We start from the raw sequence: 21,162 nt of genomic DNA, 5'->3' as shown, positions 1-21,162 counted from the left end.
GAGCCTGCGATTTTGTTTATTCTACGCTGAAAAGATATGGGTAGACTGGTTGATTTCCTTGATGGATTTCGACCTCAACATCTTCAAATTGTTCTTCTAGCTGTTCAGCAAGAGTTTGAGCCAATTCTTCATTACCATCTTCACCGATATAGATCGTCACGATTTCGCTGTCTTCATCCAGCATTTTCTCAAATGTAGCGACAAGTGTTTCCATCATATCTGGATTAGAAACCACAATCTTGCCATCAACCATACCAAGGTTGTCATTCTCATGGATTTCAAGACCATCGATGGTTGTATCGCGGACCGCAGTTGTCACGCTACCACTTTTTACCTCTGCGAGAGATGCCGTCATCGCTTCAAAGTTGCTTTCCAAATCACGACTTGGATCAAAAGCAAGCAAGCTAGTAAAACCTTGTGGTAGGGTCTTAGTTTCCACAACCTTAACCGCAACTTCTGCAACCTCAGCAGCCGTCTGAGCAGCCATCAAGATATTTTTGTTATTTGGCAACAAGATGACATTGCGGGCATTGACCAATTCAATAGCATTGACAAAATCTTCTGTTGATGGGTTCATGGTCTGACCACCTGAAATCACATAGTCAACACCTTGTGATTTGAAGATTTCTGTCAAACCTTCCCCAGCAGCTACCGCAATAATAGCATACTCTTTTTGTTCAGCCGGTTTTTGGAAACTTTCTTCTTTCTCAACCTGAGCTTCATGTTGCTCACGCATATTGTCCACTTTTACCTTGACCAAGCTACCATATTGAAGACCCGCTTGCATGACCAAACCTGGATCTTCTGTATGGACATGGACTTTAACGATTTCATCATCGTTGACTACAAGGAGGGAATCCCCAAGGTCGTTAAGATAGTTACGGAATTCTTCATAATCAAAGTCCTTGACATAAGTAGGACCCTGGCGAAGAGCTACCATGATTTCTGTACAGTAACCAAAGGTAATATCTTCAGTCGCTACATGACCTGCAACTGACTTGTGGTGCTCAGCATTGATCATTTCAGACATAACAGCAGGTGTCGCCTCAAAATCTTCCGAAGCAATATACTCGCCCGTCAAAGCTGACAAGAAGCCTTCATAAATGTAAACAAGACCTTGTCCACCTGAATCGACAACGCCAACTTCCTTCAAGACTGGAAGCATCTCTGGCGTTTTCTTAAGAGCACGATTAGCACCGTCAAGAGTGGCACGCATGACCTCAACCGCATCATCAGTCTCTTCTGCCTTTTTCAAAGCTGCAGTGGCTGCCCCACGCGAAACAGTAAGAATTGTACCTTCAACTGGCTTCATAACTGCTTTATAAGCCACTTCTACACCATGTTGAAAGGCTTGCGCCAAATCCTTACCGTCCAATTCAACCTTGCCTTTAACAGATTGACCAAAACCGCGGAACAATTGCGACGTAATAACACCTGAGTTTCCACGAGCTCCCATCAACAAGCCCTTAGAAAGAATTTGCGCAACTTCTCCAACAGTAGAAGCAGACTTATCTGCTACTTCTTTAGCACCATTGGTAATAGTCATCCCCATGTTGGTACCAGTATCCCCATCTGGAACTGGGAAAACATTGAGTGAGTTCACATATTCGGCTTGTTTATTCAGACGAGTTGATGCTGCCTGCACCATTTCTTGAAATAAACTAGTTGTAATTTTAGACACAATTATTCTCCTACGACTTTGATATTTTGGATAAAGACATTGACGGCATCTACAGAGATACCTAGTTGATTTTCCAAGTTGAACTTAACGCGTTCTTGGATGTTGCGAGATACTTCACTGATTTTTACACCGTAGCTCATCACAGTATAAACATCGACTGCAATGCGACCATCTTCCAAGGTCTTAATCACAACACCTTTAGAATAATTTTCTTTTCTCAAAAGTGCTTGAAAATTATCCTTGATCGCAGACTTACTAGCCATCCCAACAACACCGAAAATCTCAGTCGTAGCACCGCCAACAACTGTGGCAATCACGTCATCAGTCAATTCGATTTGGCCGTCTTTAGTATTGATTTTAACAGTCATAATTCGTTACCTCAAATAGTTTTATCACTCCATTTTACCACATTTTCTGCTTTCTGTAAAAAACAAGCTTGTTACATCGGATTTTACAAAAAAAGAGCTCCCAAAGGAACCCTTTTCACAATTAACCTAAACGCTGCTTAGCATCTGCTGCACGTTGGAAAGCTTGTCCGACATAGTTGATACAGAGCATCATCACAAGGATGAAGATGGCTGCTGGCAACCAAATCCATGTCTTGTTTTCCAAAATATCTGCATTGCGGGCATTGGCAATCAAGGTACCCAAACTTGGTACTGTCGATGGTAGACCGAAACCAAGATAAGTCAACGAAGTCTCAATACCGATATTTCCCGCAAAGTTCAAGGTCAAGTTAACGATAATCAATGAACTTAAGTTTGGTAAAATTTCACGGAACATAATCATGAAGTCGCTTGTTCCCAATGTTTTTGATGCATTGACATAATCCAAGCTTGCCTCTGACAAAGTCCTTGTACGGAATAGACGAGCCTTGGCCGTCCAATAAAAGGCACTCATGATGAGAATGAAGTGATAGATTGTATAGTTCTTGATAACTGTCACGAACACAATAATCAACATAGTCACCGGCAAAATCATGATGAAATCGACAATACGCATCAGGAATCCGTCCAAACGACCACCGTAATAACCAGAAATCAGACCGATAGAGATACCAACAATACTAGTAATAATCGTAATGGTAAAACCGATAATGATCGAGTTACGAGCACCGATAATCAGCTGACCAAAGATATCTTTACCACCTTCATCTGTCCCCAAGATATAGCCGTTAACACCTGGTTCCAAGTAACGTCCCAAAAGGTTGACTTTCATAACTTGTTCTTGATCCAACAGAAGCGCTCCGATAAAGACTGCCAAGAGAACCGTCACTAAGATAATTAATGAAGTCAATGCAAGTCGATCCTTCATAAACTCCCGCGCGATGACACGGAAGCCACCTGGAGGAGTTGAAGCAGATTGTACTTGTTTTTTATTTTCTTTACTCACCTTACTCCTCCTTCTATTTCACACGGATACGTGGATCCACGATACTCATGATAATATCTGAAATCAATGTCCCCAACAAGGTACCCATACCAAATATCAACAACAAAGCCAAGATGACACTATAGTCACGACTAGAAATAGAGTTAAAGAATAACTGACCGATACCTGGATAAGTGAAAATATTTTCAATGAAGATAGAACCACCAATCAATCCTGTCAATTCATAGCCCAAGAAAGATGCAATTGGCAAGATAGAATTACGGAAGATATGACGGTTATAAACAACTCTCTCAGGAACACCTTTGGCACGAGCTGTACGAACATAGTCCTGGCTCTTCGCATCGATAATCCCCGTACGAAGATATTGAATAGTTACTGTTGTTGACAAAATTGCCATTGTAATCGCTGGAAGAATCATATGGTGTAAGCGACTGAGAATGGCTGCAAATCCTTCTACACCACCGTCAATCGACCCACGCGTTGGGAACCAACCCAAACTAAAGCCAAACATCCAAAGCATAAGGATGGCAAAAACGAAAGTTGGAGTTGAAAATGTCAAGAAGTTATACACGCCAATGATTTTATCTGCAAGCGAGTTTTGGTAACGACCTGCAATCATCCCCAATGGAAGAGCAATCAAATAAGTCAACACCATCGTCAATAAAGACAACCAAATAGTGTTGTTTAAACGTTGCATGATAACATCAACAACAGGTTGCTTGAAGAGGATACTTTGACCAAAATCCCCCTGCAAAAGATTACCAATCCAACGGAAATACTGAACAGGGATTGGATCATAGTAACCTGCCGCAATCCGTTTTTGTTCGATGATTGCTGGATCGATATTTGGGTCAATCAATCCTGTAAAGGGATCCCCCGGCATCATCTTCGCAACAAAGAAAGCAATGATGCTCAAGATAATAATCTGCGGAATCATCATGAGTAAACGACGTAATACTGTTTTCCACATCTTAGTTCTGACCTCCTTCTGGAAGGGCTACTTGATGAGTTTCTGAGAAGGATCTCAAATCGTACACACGACCGTTTTCATCATAGTATTGACCTTGCATTTCTTGATACTCTTTTTCAGCAGCCAAACGTTTTTCTTTATTCTTCAAACGGTTGACTGGATCAATCGTTGGAATCGCAGACAACAAACGTTTAGTGTAAATATGTTGTGGATTATTATAAATATCGTTCTTATTTCCTGTCTCTACGAAACGTCCGCGATACATGATAAACAATTCATCACACATGTGTTGTACAACACCGAGGTCATGGGAAATAAAGAGATAGCTAAGCTTGAACTCATCTTGGATACGTTTCATATAATTCAAAACCTGTGCCTGCACAGACAAATCCAAGGCAGAAACCGGCTCGTCAGCAATAATCAAACGAGGGTTACTAGCCAAGGCACGAGCAACACCGATACGTTGGCGCTGACCACCTGAGAATTCATGAGGATATTTAATCAGGGCTTCTTCATTTAGACCGATTGTATCCAAGAGATGAAGAACCTTTTTCTTTTCTTCATCTGGAGATAAGCGGTCAAAGTTACGGATTGGTTCCGCAATGATGTCCAAAATACGTTTTTTCGGGTTAAAACTTGAAAGAGAATCTTGGAAAATCATTTGAACATCACGATTAAAGTTTCCTTTTTTACCACGTGATTTGTTGGTTACATTTTGTCCTTCATAGATAATCTGACCAGAAGTGGCACGCTCTAAACCGATAATTGCCTTACCAATGGTCGATTTCCCAGAACCTGACTCACCTACCAAACCATAGGTTTTTCCTTCTTCAAACTCAATATTAACGCCATCGACAGCATAGACATGATCCGTCACACGGTTAAAGAAGCCACTACGAATTGGATAATGGACTTTTAAATCTTTTACTTCAATAAATCCCACTATTAGGCCTCCCCTTCAAAATAGAATGTCTCATGGCAGGTACAACGAACAAAGTGATTTGGACCTACCTCGTGCATGCTCGGATTCTCTTCATGAGCCTCTGCTCCAATCCACGGAATACGTGGAGCAAAGCGGCAACCCTTACGAACCATTTTTGTAATCGGCGGCACAATACCTTCAATAACATGAAGATCGCCTCCTTCGCTACCTGATTGAGGATTTGACTTCAAGAGCGAACGTGTATATGGATGTTTTGGATTGGTAAAGAGTTCTTCTACTGGCGCTACTTCGACAAACTGACCACCGTACATGACAGCCACACGATCAGCAGTTTCTGCAACTACTCCCAAGTCATGGGTAATCAAAATAATACCCGAACCTGTCTCCGCTTGAATATCATTTAAGAGATCCAAGATTTGTGCTTGAATTGTAACATCCAAGGCTGTTGTCGGTTCGTCCGCAATAATAATTGGCGGTTTACAAGACAAGGCCATCGCAATAATGATACGCTGACGCATACCACCTGAAAGCTCATGTGGATACTGTTTAAATGTCCGCTTAGGATTTGGAATACCTACCTGAGCCAAGAGTTCCAAAACTCGCTCTGTACGAGCATTGGCATCCAAATCAGTGTGATAGAACAGCGCCTCATCAATCTGTGCACCAATCGTCATCAATGGATTCAGAGAAGCCAAGGGATCTTGGAAAATCATACCAATATCATTACCACGTACCGTATTGTACTTGGCTTCATCCATACCAATCAATTCCATATCATTGTACTGGATGCTTCCTGTGATTTTGGTATTCAAAGGGTTATGCAAGCCCATAATGGTCGTTGCCAAAGTTGATTTACCACAACCAGATTCCCCTACAATTGCCAAAATTTCATTTTTTTGCAATGAGATGTCAACACCGTCAACAGCGTCAAAATAATCATCTCCAATACGGAAACCGACGTGTAAATCTTTAATGTCTAAAAGCGGTTTTTCGGTAGCCACGCTTTTTCCTCCTTTATGTGCCAGCTAATCAAGCTCAATCAATTCAATATCCTTACGATTATCAAGTTCATATAATGTTTGATTAACTGACTTTATGTAACTACTCTAGAATAACATATTTCTATCAATTATCGTTTGATAGCGGTTACCCAGAAGTAAAAAATGTACGTATATCCAATCATAAATCAAGACCATCCCTATTACTGACTCAATTAGAAATTGAGTAGGTTAATGTGATCCATCTTGAGTTTTTGTTAGTAGTGACTCATTTTTTGTGTACTGAGTCTACTATACCACAATTATCTGAAAATTCCAATAGCAATCTGAAAAAAGCCAACCAAGTTGGCTTTTTCAAATTCTATTGTCTTCTTGCAGACTATTCTGCTACTACACCTTTATCAGCTGTAAGTTCGATACCCTCATAAGCAATACCGTTTCCTGAAGCTGAACCATAGTTAGAATCAAAGTTTTTCACACGTTTGTTAAGTGCTGTAACCTTTTCAGATTCAAATGTTGGAATAGCAAATGCTTGTTCGTAAGCATATTTTTGCCAAGCCTTATAGTTCTCAACATTTTTCTTATCATCAAATGATTCTGTTGAGCTGATTGCATTCAACAATTTAGTGTTTTCATCAGACACGAAACGTGACATGTTGAAGGCAGCGATAGGACCCCAAGTACCAGTTGGGTTTGGATCATAACCTGTTGACCAACCACCAGCGTACATATCGATAGCAGGATCATTTGCTTGAACAGCTTCGTAGAATGTATTGATTTCAACTGTACGGCCTGTGTAAAGTTCAACGTTCAAGCCAACTTCTTTCCACCAAGCAATGTACTGTTGTACAAGCGCTTCGTTGGCTTCAGTACGTTTACGAGCAGCAAAGGTAATCTTAAATTCCTTACCGTCTTTACCTTCACGGATACCATCGCCATCTACGTCTTTGTAGCCAGCTTCATCCAAGAGTTTTTTCGCTTTTTCAGGATCGTATGAATAACCTTCCAACTCTGAATCATGAATATCGCCGAAGAATGAGATAATCAATGAGTTTGCAGGGTGGTAAAGACCATTGTACAATGACTCACCAGCTGTCTTGGTATCAATCGCATAGGCAATCGCTTGACGAAGTTTCACATCATTCATCTTAGCATTTTCATCCATGACATTCTTCTCAGCAGACTCGTCATATTTACCAAGGTTGAATGAAATATATTCATAAGCTGAGTCTAACCGACCAACAATATTCAAGTTAGATGCATCTTTATAAGAATCCAACTGATCAACAGGCATCTCAGCAATGTCATAGTTACCAGCTTTCATCTCAGAAACGATTGTATCAGGAGATACAATATCAACCTTCAATGAGCTTGTTTTTGGTTGTCCCTTGAAGTAGTATTCGTTTGGTACGTAAGTGATAGACTCACCGTTTACGATTTCCTTGATTTTCCAAGGTCCCATACCAACAAGTTTAGCTGTACGTGAGTACTCGCTCTTTTCCCAGTCTGCAACAGGGATGTCTTTATAGATATGTTCTGGTTGGATATAGGCTGGGACATCACCACCCGCATACATCATTGAAGGTGACATTTCTTTTACAGTCAATTCTACTGTGTAGTCATCAATTTTCTTAAGACCAGAGATGTCAGAAGCTGTTCCAGCAACATACTCTTCCATACCAACGATGTTCAAGAATTTGTCATCGAAACGAACACCTGTATAGTCTTTGCTTGCCATTGACTTGATAGTAAAGATGTAGTCGTTGATTGTGAACGGTTGACCATCTGACCACTTGTAGTCCTTACCTGTCAAGCTAACTGTGATTTTCTTACCTGCTACATCAAATTCAGCTTTAGCAAGACCTGAATCATCTAACTTACGATTTCCATCGAAACCGAACAGTGAGATATCAACAAAACCACCAAATGTTGAGTCAGTTGTATTTTCAGTCAACTCGTCAATCAAGAGACCTGATGAAGTTGTTGGTGATACCCATGCGTATTTCAACTGAGCATCAGACACTGCTGTTCCGTCTTGTTTTACCTCAGCTGGGAATGACAATTCCTGTTTTGCTGCACCTGATTGTTTTGAACCACATGCTGCAAGAACAGATGCTGAAAGGAGAGTCACACCTGCAAGTGCAAAAAGTTTCGTTGTCTTTTTCATAAAACACCTCTGTTTTCTTTTTGTTTGACACTTATTACTATGTCTTATAAAAATCATTATATCATAAAATTTTCTTAAATAAAGTCTTTTTGTCAGAAAATTTTGTAAAAACATAATTTTTCAGCATTTTCTCATTTTTTACATATTTTTTCCAAATTTTTCTCACATTTCTTGTGATATAATAGAATAAAGTAACAGCCAAAGGAATGATTATGCGTAAATTTTTACTAACACTCACTACAGTTATTGCTCTTTTTTTCACTTCCACACCTATTTTGGCAGAAGATTTTTCTGTTGCAGCCAAGCATGCTATCGCAGTTGAAGTAAGTAGCGGCAAAATCTTGTATGAGCAAGATGCCGAAACCAAAGCAAGCATCGCTTCTATCAGTAAGACATTGAGCATTTACCTGGTCTACGAAGCACTGGCAAAGGGTGAGATCACTTTAGATACTATGGTAGATATTTCTGATTATCCCTATAGCCTCACTTCTAATACAGAATTAAGCAATGTCAACCTTGATGCACGGTCCTATTCAGTAAGAGACCTATTAAACGCTTCTTTAATAACATCATCCAATAGTGCTATTATTGCTCTGGCAGAAAAAATAGCCGGTAGCGAAGCTGCATTCGTGGATCGAATGAAAGCAAAAGTCCAAGAATGGGGAATTACTGACGCAAAGATTGTCAATGTATCCGGACTAGACAATACCGACTTGGGTGAAAATATTTATCCAGGTTCCAGTCCTGAAGATGTAAATATGTTTTCAGCCCTAGATGTTGCTATCATTGCAAGACGATTAATACTCGATTATCCTCAGGTACTCGACATTACCTCACTAAATGCCTACGATTTTGGTGGCTACACTTACTATAGCACCAACCAAATGCTAAGCGATGGCACTCACGCTCGTGGAGGAGTTGACGGCTTAAAAACAGGGACCTCAAACTCAGCAGGTTCAAGTTTTCTTGCAACAACTCAACAAGCTGGTATGCGCATTATCACAGTAGTATTGAATGCCACTGATGGGCTGACCTCTCCAGAAAATCGTTTTGTCGCGACAAATGATTTGATGAACTATGTTTATTCTAACTTTTCGCTTGTTACGCTAGTAAAAAAAGGTGAAGCTTTTGAAGATAGCAAGATAAAGGTTTTCAATGGTGAAAAAGAAACAAGTCCTGTTGTTGCGGCAACAGATTTAACTGTTGTTCAACGAAATCAAACTGATAATGTCCCCACCGCAACTTTCACAACGGATATAAAAGAAATTGATGCTCCCCTCAAAGCAGGGACCCTGGTTGGCAAACTGCAACTGAAAGATCAAGATCTCATTGGAAAAGGTTATATTTCCGAGCAAGCTAGTGTCGATATGATTATCCCTAGCGATATGAAAGAAGCATCCTGGCCATTCTCTTGGTGGAATCAGTTTGTCCGCTATGTCAATGAAAAATTATAAAAAAATAGTATGTCGAACGATTTTCGACATACTATTTTTTATCGCAGAGTGACATCCGCTACTCCTTATCTCCAGCCTCGCTCGGTTGGAGAGAGTTCCTGCGGAACTCCTAGCTACATATCGTTTTCTTACAGAAAACGACGAGCGTGGAAGGAATAGGATTTTTATAAGATTACAAAGAAGAGCGACTGCCGTCGCTCCCTATTTCCAACGTCGGTTGGTGAGAGTTCCTGTGGAACTCCTCACTACATATCATTTTCTTACAGAAAATGACGAGCGTGGAAGGTATAGAATTTTTATATGATTACAAAGAAGAGCGACTGCCGTCGCTCCTCATCTCCTACTTCAGTGGGGAGTTTGACGGGCTTGAACAGCTTTAAAGCTGTTCAAGTTCGCGGCAAACTATCCCACTGAACCCTCCATCTCATAGGCAATCAGTCTGTTGAGTTCGACTGCATATTCCATTGGGAGTTCTTTTGTGAATGGTTCGACAAAGCCCATGACAATCATCTCTGTGGCTTCGGATTCGGATAGGCCACGGCTCATGAGGTAGTAGAGCTGTTCTTCTGAGATTTTTGATACTTTGGCTTCGTGTTCGAGGGCCACTTGTGAGTTGTGGATTTCATTAAATGGAATGGTATCTGATTTAGAAATATCATCCATAATAATGGTATCACATTCAATGTGGCTGATTGACTTGGCTGAGTTTTTAGCAAAGGTTACTTGACCACGGTAGTTGACTTCTCCGCCACCACGGGCAATGGATTTGGATACGATAGATGATGAGGTGCGTGGGGCGTTGTGAATCATCTTAGCACCGGTATCTTGGACCTGCCCCTTATTAGCAAAGGCAATGGACAACATGGTTCCACGTGCCCCCTCACCTTCTAGGTAAACCGCAGGGTATTTCATGGTCGTTTTGGCACCAAGGTTTCCGTCAATCCACTCAACTGTAGCATTTTTCTCAGCACGAGCACGCTTGGTTACTAAGTTATAGACGTTGTCTGACCAGTTTTGAATGGTGGTATAACGCATGTAGGCACCTTCGTGGGCAATGATTTCCACAATAGCAGCGTGGAGGCTGGCCGTTGAGTAAGTCGGAGCGGTACAGCCTTCTACGTAGTGAACACTTGCCCCTTCATCTACGATGATAAGGGTGCGTTCAAACTGACCTGTCCCCTCATTGTTGATTCGGAAATAGGTTTGGAGTGGAATATCCAACTTAACCCCTTTCGGTACGTAGATGAAAGTACCACCTGACCAAACCGCTGAGTTGAGGGCAGCTAGTTTATTATCTGACGGCGGAACAAGTTTTCCAAAGTATTTTTTGAAGAGTTCTGGATGTTCCTTAAGGGCCGTGTCGGTATCTGTAAAGATAATACCGTGCTTGTCGTACTCTTCCTTCATGTTGTGGTAAACCACTTCTGATTCGTACTGGGCAGAAGCTCCTGCCAGGTAGGCACGCTCGGCTTCTGGAATCCCGATGCGTTCAAAGGTTTCCTTAATTTTGTCTGGCACATCGTCCCAGCTGCGTGCTGGCTTATCCGACGGTTTTTGATAGTAGACAATGTCATCAAAATCCAGTTCAGACAAGTCGGCTCCCCAAGTCTGCATCGGCATTTTCTTGAAGGTTTCATAGGATTTCAACCGGAATTCCAACATCCATTCAGGCTCGCCTTTGATACGGGACATTTCACGAATCACTTCTTCGTTCAAACCCTTACCTGTCGAAGCCACCAGTTCCACGTTTTCATCATGGAAACCGAATTTGTATTCCCCAAGATCAATCGGGGTTGGTTCAATTCTTTCTTCTGACATAATATAAGATACTAAGCCCAATAAGTATGAGATTGGCAGTTTCGCTCACTTCAATGCTTGCTGGGCCTGTTCAATTCCAATCAGAAACTGAACAATCCTTTCTGTATGATTTTCATTTTTTGTTTATTCGATGGTGCTCAGTCAGCACTCTCACTTCGTTCCAGTGCTTTCTTTAGGGCATTCCACGGTAAAGTAGCACACTTGATGCGTTGGGGGAATTTGGCAACACCTGCGAGGAGAGAGGCGTCTCCCAGTTCCTTCTGGCGTGTGTCCTCTTGCCCTTGTACCATTTGTGAGAAGATTTCTGCTAGTTCTTCAATATGCTTAATTTCTTTTCCAAGGACTGCTTCAGTCATCATAGAAGCTGATGCGGTTGAAATGGTGCACCCAACTCCGTCAAAAGCAATATCGGCAATCACATCTTTTTCAATCTTGACTGATAGTTCAATCACATCGCCACAGGTTGGATTGTGGAGTTCTAACTTTTCCACTCCGTCCAAACTTCCGCGGTGACGAGGCGACTTGGAGTGTTCAGACACAACTGCCATATAAAGAGAGTCTAATCTAGATAGGGCCATTGAAAAACTCCTTTGTCTTGATGATTGCCTCGACCAACTTATCACAGTCAGCCTTGGTATTGTAGATATAAAAACTTGCTCGTACAGTAGCAGGCACCTGCAAATATCTGAGAAGCGGTTGGGCACAATGGTGGCCAGCCCGCACAGCAACACCTTCATAGTCCAGAGCAGTTGCCACATCGTGTGGATGCAAGTCGTCCAAGTTAAAGGCAATAACTCCCGTCCGCTTGGACAGGTCCTGACTACCATAAATGGTCAAGCCTGGAATAGCCTGCAATTTTGGAAAGACATAGTCAACCAGTTCTGCCTCGTGGTCCTGGATAGCGTCCATACCAATTTCGGTCAGGTAATCAACGGCTGCTCCCAGACCAATCGCACCTGCAATATTGGGCGTTCCTGCCTCAAACTTCCAAGGCAATTCCTTCCAAGTAGCTGCCTGCTCATAGACAAAGTCAATCATTTCACCGCCGAATTCAACTGGCGACATGAGATTGAGCAATTCTTCCTTACCGTAGAGAACGCCAATTCCTGTCGGTCCTAACATTTTATGACCTGAAAAGGCATAGAAATCCACGTCTAATTCTTGCACGTTGACGGCCATGTGGGGAACTGACTGGGCTCCGTCCACCACCAAGTAGGCACCGACTTGATGCACCAGCTCTGCTATTTCCCCAATAGGAACCACGCCACCTAGGACATTGGATACGTGGGCTAGAGAGACGAACTTGGTCTTAGAAGACAGTAGCGACCGCAGGTGAGCCATGTCTAGCTCGCCGTCTTTTAGGGTCACATAGCGGAGCTTGGCACCGGTTTGCTGACAGGCTTGCTGCCAAGGAATGATATTGGAGTGGTGCTCTTGGACTGAGATTATCACTTCCTGGTCTGGCTGGAGAAGTTCCTTTGCAAACTGAGCTACCCAGTTGAGACTAGTGGTCGTACCTCTGGTGAAGAGAATTTCCTTGCTAGACTTGGCCTGGATAAAATCAGCCACCTTCTGCCGAGCCGCCTCATAGCGAGCAGTTGCCCGTTCCGAAAGGGTGTGAACGCCACGGTGGACATTGGCATTGTCCTTCTGGTAATAATCCGCCAGCACATCTAGTACCTGCTGCGGTTTTTGAGTGGTCGCCGCATTGTCCAAATAGACCAGCGGCTCATCGTTAACAACTTGGTCTAGGATTGAAAAATCCTTGCGAATGCGTTCCAAATCCATATCTTATCTCTTTGTTAGTTTTTCTTCAATCACGGCAATCAGTTGGTCACGAACTTCCTTAACAGGAATTTCGGTAATGACTGCGCCAAGGAAACCACGAACAACCAAGCGTTCAGCAGTTGCTCGGTCCAGACCACGACTCATGAGGTAGTACATGTCTTCTGGATCCACCTGACCGATTGAGGCTGCGTGTCCAGCTGTGACCTCGTTCTCATCAATGAGGAGAATTGGGTTGGCATCGGAGCGAGCCTTGTCAGACAGCATGAGGACACGGCTTTCTTGCTGGGCATCTGCACCTTTAGCACCACGAACAATGTGTCCGATACCATTGAAGGTCAAGGTTCCGCTTTCTAAGATAACCCCATGTTGCAGGATGTGTCCGACCGAATTATGACCATAGTTGGTCACGCGCGTATCCACACCTTGTACCTGACGACCAGATGAAAGGCCGACAACTTTGAGGTTGGCATGACTGCCGTTTCCTTTCAATTCGCTGTCCAAATCGGCAACCACATTTCCTTCGTTGAGCAGACCAATCGCCCAGTCAATCGTTGCATCGTTTCCGAGATAGCCACGACGGTTGAGGTAGGTATCCAAATGCTTACCAAGGCGGTCAATGGCCGCAAACTTGATTTGGCTACCAGCAAGAGCAATTACTTCTACAACAATATTGGCTGAAGTCGCTGCTGTGCCGTCGCCTAAACTTTCAAAACGCTCCAGGTAATTAAGCTTGGCATTTTTTCCTGCGATGATGAGGACACGTTTGTTAAAGGCAACTGGACTAGTGCTGTCTTGGTAGAAAAGGGCCTCAACTGGCTGGTCGATTTCAACATTATCTGGCACGTAGAGGACAGCTGTTGCATTAAAATAGGCTGTGTTGTAGGCTGCTAATTTGTGCTCATCATAGGCTACGGCAGCGCCGAGGTACTTTTCAAGTACATCTGGAATGACGTCCATAGCCGATGCGAAGTCAGTAAAGACTACACCTTTCTCTACAAGGTCAACCGGCAACTGTTCTAGAACCGTTTGGCTACCAACTTGGACCAACATCGGATTGTCACCGATAGCGGTAAAATCTGGAACAGCTCCGATTTCATCATTTGTGGCTAGGCTTCCGTCACCAAGGTTCCAACGGTGAAACTTGACCCGCTCGATAACCGGCAAGTCCAGCTCTGCTATTTTGTCAAAAGCCTTAAGGCGCAGGTCTGTCAACCAAGTCGGTTCTGCCTGCAAGGCTGAAAATTCTTGAATCTTTTCTTTGGTCATAGCTTCCTCCAAAGACTTAAATGTCATCTTCTTTGTAGTCGATGCCAAGCTCTGCTGCAACTTGAACATATCCTTCTTTTTCCAAGCGTTGCGCCAATTCTGGTCCGCCTGAAAGTACGACACGGCCTTCCATCATGACATGGACAACATCAGGAGTGATGTAGTTGAGCAAGCGTTGGTAGTGAGTAATAATCATGGCACCAAAGCCTTCACCACGCATAGCATTGATCCCCTTTGACACAACTTTAAGGGCATCAATATCCAAACCTGAGTCAATCTCATCAAGAAGGGCAAAAGTGGGTTCCAACATGAGTAATTGCAGAATCTCATTGCGTTTTTTCTCACCACCTGAGAAACCTTCGTTGAGGTAACGCTCTGCCATTTCCTCTTTCATGTTAAGGAGCTCCATCTTTTCATCCAACTTAGTAATGAAATCACGAACAGAAATCTTGTCTTCGTCTTCCTTACCAGCGTTCATTGCGGCACGAAGAAATTCCGCATTAGTAATCCCTGGAATTTCTGACGGGTATTGCATAGCCAAGAAGAGTCCCATACGGGCACGTTCATCGACTTCTAATTCTAAAATATTGACACCGTCAAACAGAATCTCACCTTGGGTAACTTCATAACTTGGATTGCCCATGATGGCTGCTGAAAGGGTGGATTTCCCTGTTCCGTTCGGTCCCATGATGGCTGCAATTTCACCTGTTTTAAGGGTCAAGTTGACGCCTTTTAAGATTTCTTTGCCTTCGATTTCAACATGAAGGTCTTTGATTTCTAATACTGACATGCTGTGCTCCTTTTCATTTTTGCCCTCTTCAAAAACCACATTAACTGACCAAGCTAACTAGATACACCGATAAGACTCAACTTTGGCAATAGGGAAAGAACTCGACCATTCATAGAATAGTTCGTCAACAAGTCTTTATTTCTAGTTGTTGAGCTGAAACAGTCTATTCCCAGACTGTTTCACTCCCACCCCCGCACAGCTCAAAAGGTTCAGTGAACCTTTTGAGGTTGGAGATGAAGCGAACTCTGTTCGCCTCAGTCGTAGAGGTCAGATTTGGAGTGTAAAACACGAACAAATCTGCCAATCAACCACTGCGCTGAGATGTTGAGGCTAACTTTGAGAAGCGGTGCGGGGCTTGAACCCAGCCTCACTCCACTGGGCTGTTAACCACTACTGCGCTGAGATATTGACGCCAACTTTGAGAAGCGGTGCGGGCCTTGAGCCCAGCCTCTTTTCTTGTTAATGATGATTTTCAGAGAGTGTTAATCTATAAAATAGTCTTTTCTGACAATTTTAATTAACCATATCCACTATATTATATCAAAAAAAGAGCCTGACGGCTCTTATCTTGTTTAGAAAGATTCTTATTTTCTTTTTTTCTCTTCGTAGCACTTTTTATACTTTGCGATTTTTTCCTGACGGTAACTGCTATTACCAATAAAACGAAGAAGATTGAGCAACGGAGTTCTATTGATACCAAAGATGCCAATCAATTCACAGAGAATCTCAATCCCCAGTCCCATGGTCACCAATAGGAGAATACCCCCTATTCGACTCGAAACATTGAGCAAAAGAGAGGTCAGGGAGAATAAGAAAGAGATGGCGTAAATCGCCAATACTGTGCCACGATGAGTAAGTCCCAGAGAGAGCAAGCGATGATGCAGATGCATCTTATCTGCTTCATAGATTTTTTGCCCAGACAATTTTCGACGAATGATGGCTACTACAGTATCCGTAATAGGCACTCCAAGAATAATCATCGGAGTAACCACTGCAACAGCTGTCGAATTTTTCAGTCCTTGAAGCGACAAAACTCCAATCATAAACCCAATGAAAAGGGCTCCTGTATCGCCAAGATAAATGATGGCGGGATTATAGTTGTAAGGTAAAAAACCAACAATCGCCGCAACCAAAACAAAGATGGTTAAGGTCAAAAAAATATTGCTATCATGCAAAAAGAAATAAGACACAATTCCCATCGTTGTCAAGGAAATAATCGATACTCCCGAAACCAGACCATCCAGACCATCAATCAAGTTGACTGCATTCGTAATGGAAACAATCCAAAGGACCGTTAATAGAAAAGAGAGCCAGACAGGAAATTGAAGGAAAGGTCCTCCAAAAGGAATTTTAAAGCTATCAAAACGAAATTCCGTAAAAATCCAAATGATCGTCGCTGCAGCTAGAATACCAAACATTTTAGGAGCAGGCTTTAGCTCCTTGACATCATCAATGAATCCCGTAAGAACGATAATGCTGGATGCTAGGACCAGAGGCAAGATATAATGCAAGTAAGTGCCATGGTAATTGACACGGGTAACAATTCCTGGTAAAAACCATAGGACAGAAATGGTAAACGCCACAAAGATGGCCAGACCTCCCGCTGAAGGCATGGGCACCTTATTTATCCGCCGTGCATTGGGATTATCGACTGCTCCAACCCTCAGGGACATAAAACGAACCAAGGGGGTCGCAATGGCTGATATGACCATGGTTGTAATAATGACCATTATGTATTTTAGAGCAAAAGGAATCATACTGTCGGAACCTTCCTAAGCTCCTCGATTGCCGCAAGCGGAAGCATCAAAGTTCCGTGTTCTTGTAAAGCAGGTCTGGTCAACTTCGTATCATTGGTAAATTCCAACATTCGTGAGAGAATGTAGCCTGGATACTGCTTGGAACGATTTTCTACATTGATAAGAACGGTCAAGTAGTAGTGACCATCCATTTTATATAATTCCGATTCTTCTACTGGATAATCAACCGTACCAACAAAAGTAAACAGATCCTCTATCGTTGGAAATTCCAAAATATAGTAAATATAGCGCTCCTGCTCCTCTTCATCTGCTTCTTCCTCTTGCTCTACCTCTTCCAAATGACGAACGGCTGTTGCATCCGGTGCGCTTTTCTCACGAACGGTTTGCTCCAAACTCTTAAAAAACTCATCTGGAGTCATACTTGCGACATCACCAAGTTCCGACAAATCTGTAAATTCATCAAAATTCAAGTTCTGATCCAAATCAGATTTGGTAACAAAGATGTCCACTCGATCTGGCTTCGGAGTCACACGAAAACTCAGCATACCGCTTTCTCGGAAAGTCATTGGTAAATCCAATTCATCCAAAACAGTATAGAAGAACTCCTCTGTCTTTTCTTGCGGAATGAGAAAGTCCGAAAGTTCCATTCCTCTCTCTTCCAAATCATCTAATTTTATAGTGATTTTCAAGGTCGAATCACTAATTTGCTTTACTTTCATAACTACCTCATTCATTGATTCATCAATTTCCTAAAATTGATTGATCATTTTCAATACTCATACATATCTTCCACCATTATACTAAAACCAAGCTCGAAAGACAAAAGAAAAGCAGGTCTCCCTGCTCTTAAAATAAAAATGTGATAAAGGCATAAACCAATAAAATCGCCCCTAAAATGATGCGGTAGTAACCAAAAACCGTGAAATCATGTTTTTTAACAAAGTCTGTCAAGAAACGAATAACAACTAAGGATACCAAGTAAGCCGTCACACTAGCGACTAGCAAGATCCATACCTGCTCCATATTCAGGCTATTGCCATCTAAGAAATATTTAACAGCCTTCAAGCCACTATAACCAAACATGGTTGGAATCCCAAGGAAGAAGGTAAAATCTGCCGCCACAGATCGGCTGGTCCCCAAAATAATCGCTCCCAGAATGGTCGCACCTGAGCGACTAGTCCCCGGAACGATACTTAAGACCTGGAAACACCCAATCAACAAGGCAGTTTTATAAGACATTTTCGCTAAGTCCGTCACCTGTGGCTCTACACCTCTGTTACGGTTCTCAATCCAAATAAAGGCAATACCGTAGACAATCAAAGCAATCGCAATCGGTACCATAAAATTGAAGTGCGCTTCAAACCAATTATCCAACGGGACTGCAATTAGGATGGACGGAATACAGGCAATGACAACCTTGGCCCATAATTGCCAAGTCAATTGAATATCACGCTTGGTTTTTCCAGGCTGAAATGGATTCAATTTTTTAAAGTAAATAGTCATAACTGCTAGAATTGCTCCTAGCTGAATGACAATATTAAACATTTCTAGGAAGTTCTTACTTTGGTTTAATTTCACGAACTCTTGAACCAAAATTAAATGCCCAGTTGAAGAAACTGGCAACCATTCCGTTACCCCTTCAATGATTCCTAAAAATATAGCCTTCAACAATTCCAATAGCATAAAAAGCTCCTTTTCATCAATTCTCTACATTATATCATAAAAAACTCCCTATTCATAGTACAAGGATATTGAAATTTGTCAGAATTTTTAATAAAATGGTGTAATAGCATTTTAAAGGAGACATTATGAAACGTAAACTCAGTATATTTCTGCTGACCCTAATCGCTGTTTTTTCTGTAACAACAGGGGTTCGGGCAGACGAATACCTGCGGGTCGGTATGGAAGCCGCCTACGCACCATTTAACTGGACCCAAGAAGATGATAGCAACGGTGCCGTTCCTATTGAGGGAACCAATCAATTTGCCAACGGATATGATGTTCAGGTTGCAAAAAAAATCGCTGCATCCATGGACAAAGAACTCTTGGTTGTTAAAACCAAGTGGGAAGGGTTGGTCCCTGCTCTTACATCGGGTAAAATCGATATGATTATCGCCGGTATGAGCCCGACAGAAGAGCGCAAGAAAGAAATTGCCTTCTCAGATAGCTACTACACTTCAATTCCTACCCTGGTTGTTCGTTCTGATAGTCAGTACGCAAACGCAACCAGCTTGGCAGATTTTACTGGCACAAAAATCACTGCCCAGCAAGGGGTTTACCTCTATGATTTGATTGACCAAATTGAAGGGGCTAACAAACAGACTGCCATGGGAGATTTCTCACAAATCCGTCAAGCTTTAGAATCTGGCATTATAGACGCCTATGTTTCTGAACGTCCAGAAGGTCGTACAGCAGAAGCTGCAAATAAAGCTTTCAAAATGGTTGAATTGGCAGACAGTTTTGAAACCAATGCCGAAGACGTGACCATTGCTGTCGGTATGCGCAAAGATGACGAGCGTATCGCTCAGGTCAACGAAGTCTTAGCAACTATTTCAGAAGAAGAGCAAATCGCACTTATGGATGATATGATTGAAAACCAGCCCATTGAAGAAGCCAGCGAGGGTGAAACACCTAGTTTCTTCGCCCAAGTTTGGAATATTGTTGTTAACAACTGGCAACAACTTCTGCGCGGAACTGGGATGACATTACTCATTTCCATCCTCGGAACAATTATCGGTACTGCTATCGGTCTCCTCATCGGTGTCTTCCGTACAGCTCCAAAAGCAGCAAACAAGGCGCTTGCTATTGGTCAAAAAGTGCTCGGTTGGATTATCAATATCTACATCGAAATTTTCCGTGGTACGCCGATGATTGTACAATCCATGGTTATTTACTATGGTACCGCCCAAGCATTCGGACTCAATCTTGACCGCACACTTGCCGCTATCTTCATTGTATCCATCAACACAGGTGCCTACATGAGTGAGATTGTCCGCGGTGGTATCTTTGCCGTCGATAAGGGCCAATTTGAAGCTGCTACTGCTCTCGGATTTACCCATAATCAGACCATGCGTAAGATTGTCCTTCCACAGGTTATTCGTAACATCTTACCAGCGACTGGTAATGAATTTGTCATCAATATCAAAGATACTTCTGTATTGAACGTTATCTCAGTTGTTGAACTCTATTTCTCAGGAAATACAGTCGCAACCCAAACCTATCAATATTTCCAAACCTTTACGGTTATTGCTATTATCTACTTCATCCTAACCTTTACTGTGACACGTATCTTACGCGCAGTTGAAAAGCATTTTGATACAGATACATACACAACAGGTGCAAACCAAATGCAAGTCGAGGTGCCACATGACTAAAAATGTAATTCTTGAAATCAATAATCTAAAGAAATCATACGGACAAAATCAAGTCCTCAAAGACATCTCTATTAGCGTTGAAAAAGGCGAGGTTATCTCAATCATCGGTTCATCTGGTTCGGGAAAATCAACCTTCCTCCGATCTATCAACCTTTTAGAAACACCAACAGAAGGACAGATTCTATACCACGGACAAGATGTTTTGGCTAAAGGATATGACTTGACGACTTACCGTGAAAAACTAGGTATGGTATTCCAATCCTTCAACCTTTTCAACAATCTAAATGTATTGGAAAATGCCATTGTAGCACAAACTACGGTACTGAAACGAGATCGAGCTGAGGCAGAGAAAATCGCCAAGGAAAACCTCAACAAGGTTGGCATGACCGAACAGTACTGGCAAGCCAAACCAAGTCAACTCTCTGGTGGACAGAAACAACGCGTGGCCATTGCACGCGCCCTATCTGTTGACCCAGAAGTTATCCTCTTTGATGAGCCGACTTCTGCTCTCGATCCAGAGATGGTCGGGGAAGTTCTCAAAACCATGCAAGATTTGGCAAAATCAGGATTAACGATGCTTATCGTAACTCACGAAATGGAATTTGCCCGTGACGTATCTGACCGCGTTATCTTTATGGATAAGGGTGTCATCGCCGAAGAAGGCAGTCCTCAACAAATCTTTGAAAATCCACAGGAAGAACGCACACGTGAATTCCTTCAGCGTTTTCTTGGATAAACTCAATCTGTTCCATAGAAGACCATTA

The 21,162-nt window shown here is 42.4% G+C and carries 18 protein-coding genes; 3 read left to right on the top strand and 15 right to left on the bottom strand.

Going from position 1 to position 21,162, the window contains the following annotated elements; translation table 11 throughout:
* Positions 1-16: 16 nt before the first annotated feature.
* The 7 genes from ODU41_RS00865 to ODU41_RS00835 all read right to left on the bottom strand — a co-directional run bounded on the left by ODU41_RS00865 (position 17) and on the right by ODU41_RS00835 (position 8,151).
* Positions 17-1,681, bottom strand: coding sequence for a DAK2 domain-containing protein (locus tag ODU41_RS00865; RefSeq protein ID WP_014638614.1), 1,665 nt, complete (start codon positions 1,679-1,681; stop codon positions 17-19).
* Between the two features lie 2 nt (positions 1,682-1,683).
* On the bottom strand, positions 1,684-2,049 hold the full coding sequence (locus tag ODU41_RS00860) for an Asp23/Gls24 family envelope stress response protein (RefSeq protein WP_002939192.1): 366 nt from the start codon (positions 2,047-2,049) through the stop codon (positions 1,684-1,686).
* 121 nt (positions 2,050-2,170) lie between these two features.
* On the bottom strand, positions 2,171-3,073 hold the full coding sequence (locus tag ODU41_RS00855; protein ID WP_002942329.1) for an ABC transporter permease: 903 nt from the start codon (positions 3,071-3,073) through the stop codon (positions 2,171-2,173).
* Between the two features lie 13 nt (positions 3,074-3,086).
* On the bottom strand, positions 3,087-4,043 hold the full coding sequence (gene opp4B, locus ODU41_RS00850) for an oligopeptide ABC transporter permease (RefSeq protein WP_024389682.1): 957 nt from the start codon (positions 4,041-4,043) through the stop codon (positions 3,087-3,089).
* A gap of 1 nt (position 4,044) precedes the next feature.
* The gene (locus tag ODU41_RS00845) at positions 4,045-4,986 is read right to left on the bottom strand and encodes an ATP-binding cassette domain-containing protein (protein ID WP_029694475.1); all 942 of its coding nucleotides are present in this window, start codon (positions 4,984-4,986) and stop codon (positions 4,045-4,047) included.
* A gap of 2 nt (positions 4,987-4,988) precedes the next feature.
* On the bottom strand, positions 4,989-5,987 hold the full coding sequence (locus ODU41_RS00840) for an ABC transporter ATP-binding protein (RefSeq protein WP_002942324.1): 999 nt from the start codon (positions 5,985-5,987) through the stop codon (positions 4,989-4,991).
* A 376-nt stretch (positions 5,988-6,363) separates the two neighbouring features.
* On the bottom strand, positions 6,364-8,151 hold the full coding sequence (locus ODU41_RS00835; RefSeq protein ID WP_024389684.1) for an oligopeptide ABC transporter substrate-binding protein: 1,788 nt from the start codon (positions 8,149-8,151) through the stop codon (positions 6,364-6,366).
* Positions 8,152-8,363: 212 nt separating this feature from the next.
* Here ODU41_RS00835 and pbp3 point away from each other — a divergent pair, with 212 nt between their 5' ends.
* Positions 8,364-9,605 (top strand): D-alanyl-D-alanine carboxypeptidase PBP3, encoded by a 1,242-nt coding sequence (pbp3, locus tag ODU41_RS00830; protein ID WP_024385164.1) that lies wholly within the window; start codon positions 8,364-8,366, stop codon positions 9,603-9,605.
* 402 nt (positions 9,606-10,007) lie between these two features.
* Here the strand turns inward: pbp3 and sufB are convergent, their stop codons facing one another.
* From sufB to ODU41_RS00790, 8 genes are all read right to left on the bottom strand, one after another.
* Positions 10,008-11,423, bottom strand: coding sequence for a Fe-S cluster assembly protein SufB (gene sufB / locus ODU41_RS00825; RefSeq protein ID WP_002938151.1), 1,416 nt, complete (start codon positions 11,421-11,423; stop codon positions 10,008-10,010).
* Between the two features lie 137 nt (positions 11,424-11,560).
* Entirely contained in the window at positions 11,561-12,001 is a 441-nt protein-coding gene (gene sufU, locus ODU41_RS00820; protein WP_044680613.1) for a Fe-S cluster assembly sulfur transfer protein SufU, read from the bottom strand.
* A complete protein-coding gene (locus tag ODU41_RS00815) occupies positions 11,988-13,211 on the bottom strand; it encodes a cysteine desulfurase (protein ID WP_248020240.1) in 1,224 nt (407 codons plus the stop codon). The genes sufU and ODU41_RS00815 overlap by 14 nt, the downstream gene beginning before the upstream one ends.
* Before the next feature lie 3 nt (positions 13,212-13,214).
* Complete coding sequence (sufD, locus tag ODU41_RS00810) at positions 13,215-14,477, bottom strand: Fe-S cluster assembly protein SufD (protein WP_398578547.1); 1,263 nt, start codon at positions 14,475-14,477, stop codon at positions 13,215-13,217.
* Between the two features lie 16 nt (positions 14,478-14,493).
* On the bottom strand, positions 14,494-15,267 hold the full coding sequence (gene sufC, locus ODU41_RS00805) for a Fe-S cluster assembly ATPase SufC (RefSeq protein WP_002938165.1): 774 nt from the start codon (positions 15,265-15,267) through the stop codon (positions 14,494-14,496).
* A gap of 584 nt (positions 15,268-15,851) precedes the next feature.
* Complete coding sequence (locus ODU41_RS00800; RefSeq protein ID WP_398578546.1) at positions 15,852-17,024, bottom strand: glycosyltransferase family 4 protein; 1,173 nt, start codon at positions 17,022-17,024, stop codon at positions 15,852-15,854.
* A complete protein-coding gene (mecA, locus tag ODU41_RS00795; RefSeq protein WP_012775334.1) occupies positions 17,021-17,743 on the bottom strand; it encodes an adaptor protein MecA in 723 nt (240 codons plus the stop codon). Before mecA ends, ODU41_RS00800 begins: the two co-directional genes overlap by 4 nt.
* A 127-nt stretch (positions 17,744-17,870) precedes the next feature.
* Entirely contained in the window at positions 17,871-18,707 is an 837-nt protein-coding gene (locus ODU41_RS00790; protein ID WP_105095945.1) for an undecaprenyl-diphosphate phosphatase, read from the bottom strand.
* A 125-nt stretch (positions 18,708-18,832) separates the two neighbouring features.
* On the opposite strand from ODU41_RS00790, the gene ODU41_RS00785 reads away from it, so the two are divergent.
* Both ODU41_RS00785 and ODU41_RS00780 read left to right on the top strand, forming a co-directional pair.
* Positions 18,833-20,398, top strand: coding sequence for an ABC transporter substrate-binding protein/permease (locus ODU41_RS00785; RefSeq protein ID WP_398578545.1), 1,566 nt, complete (start codon positions 18,833-18,835; stop codon positions 20,396-20,398).
* The gene (locus tag ODU41_RS00780) at positions 20,391-21,134 is read left to right on the top strand and encodes an amino acid ABC transporter ATP-binding protein (protein WP_024389055.1); all 744 of its coding nucleotides are present in this window, start codon (positions 20,391-20,393) and stop codon (positions 21,132-21,134) included. The genes ODU41_RS00785 and ODU41_RS00780 overlap by 8 nt, the downstream gene beginning before the upstream one ends.
* Positions 21,135-21,162 lie beyond the last annotated feature (28 nt).

The sequence above is a fragment of the Streptococcus sp. 2022WUSS083 genome (genome assembly GCF_044427155.1).
GTDB classification, from domain to species: Bacteria; Bacillota; Bacilli; order Lactobacillales; family Streptococcaceae; genus Streptococcus; species Streptococcus hashimotonensis.
The sequence above is the reverse complement of the archived record's forward strand: the minus strand, read 5'-3'. Positions and strand labels throughout refer to the sequence as shown.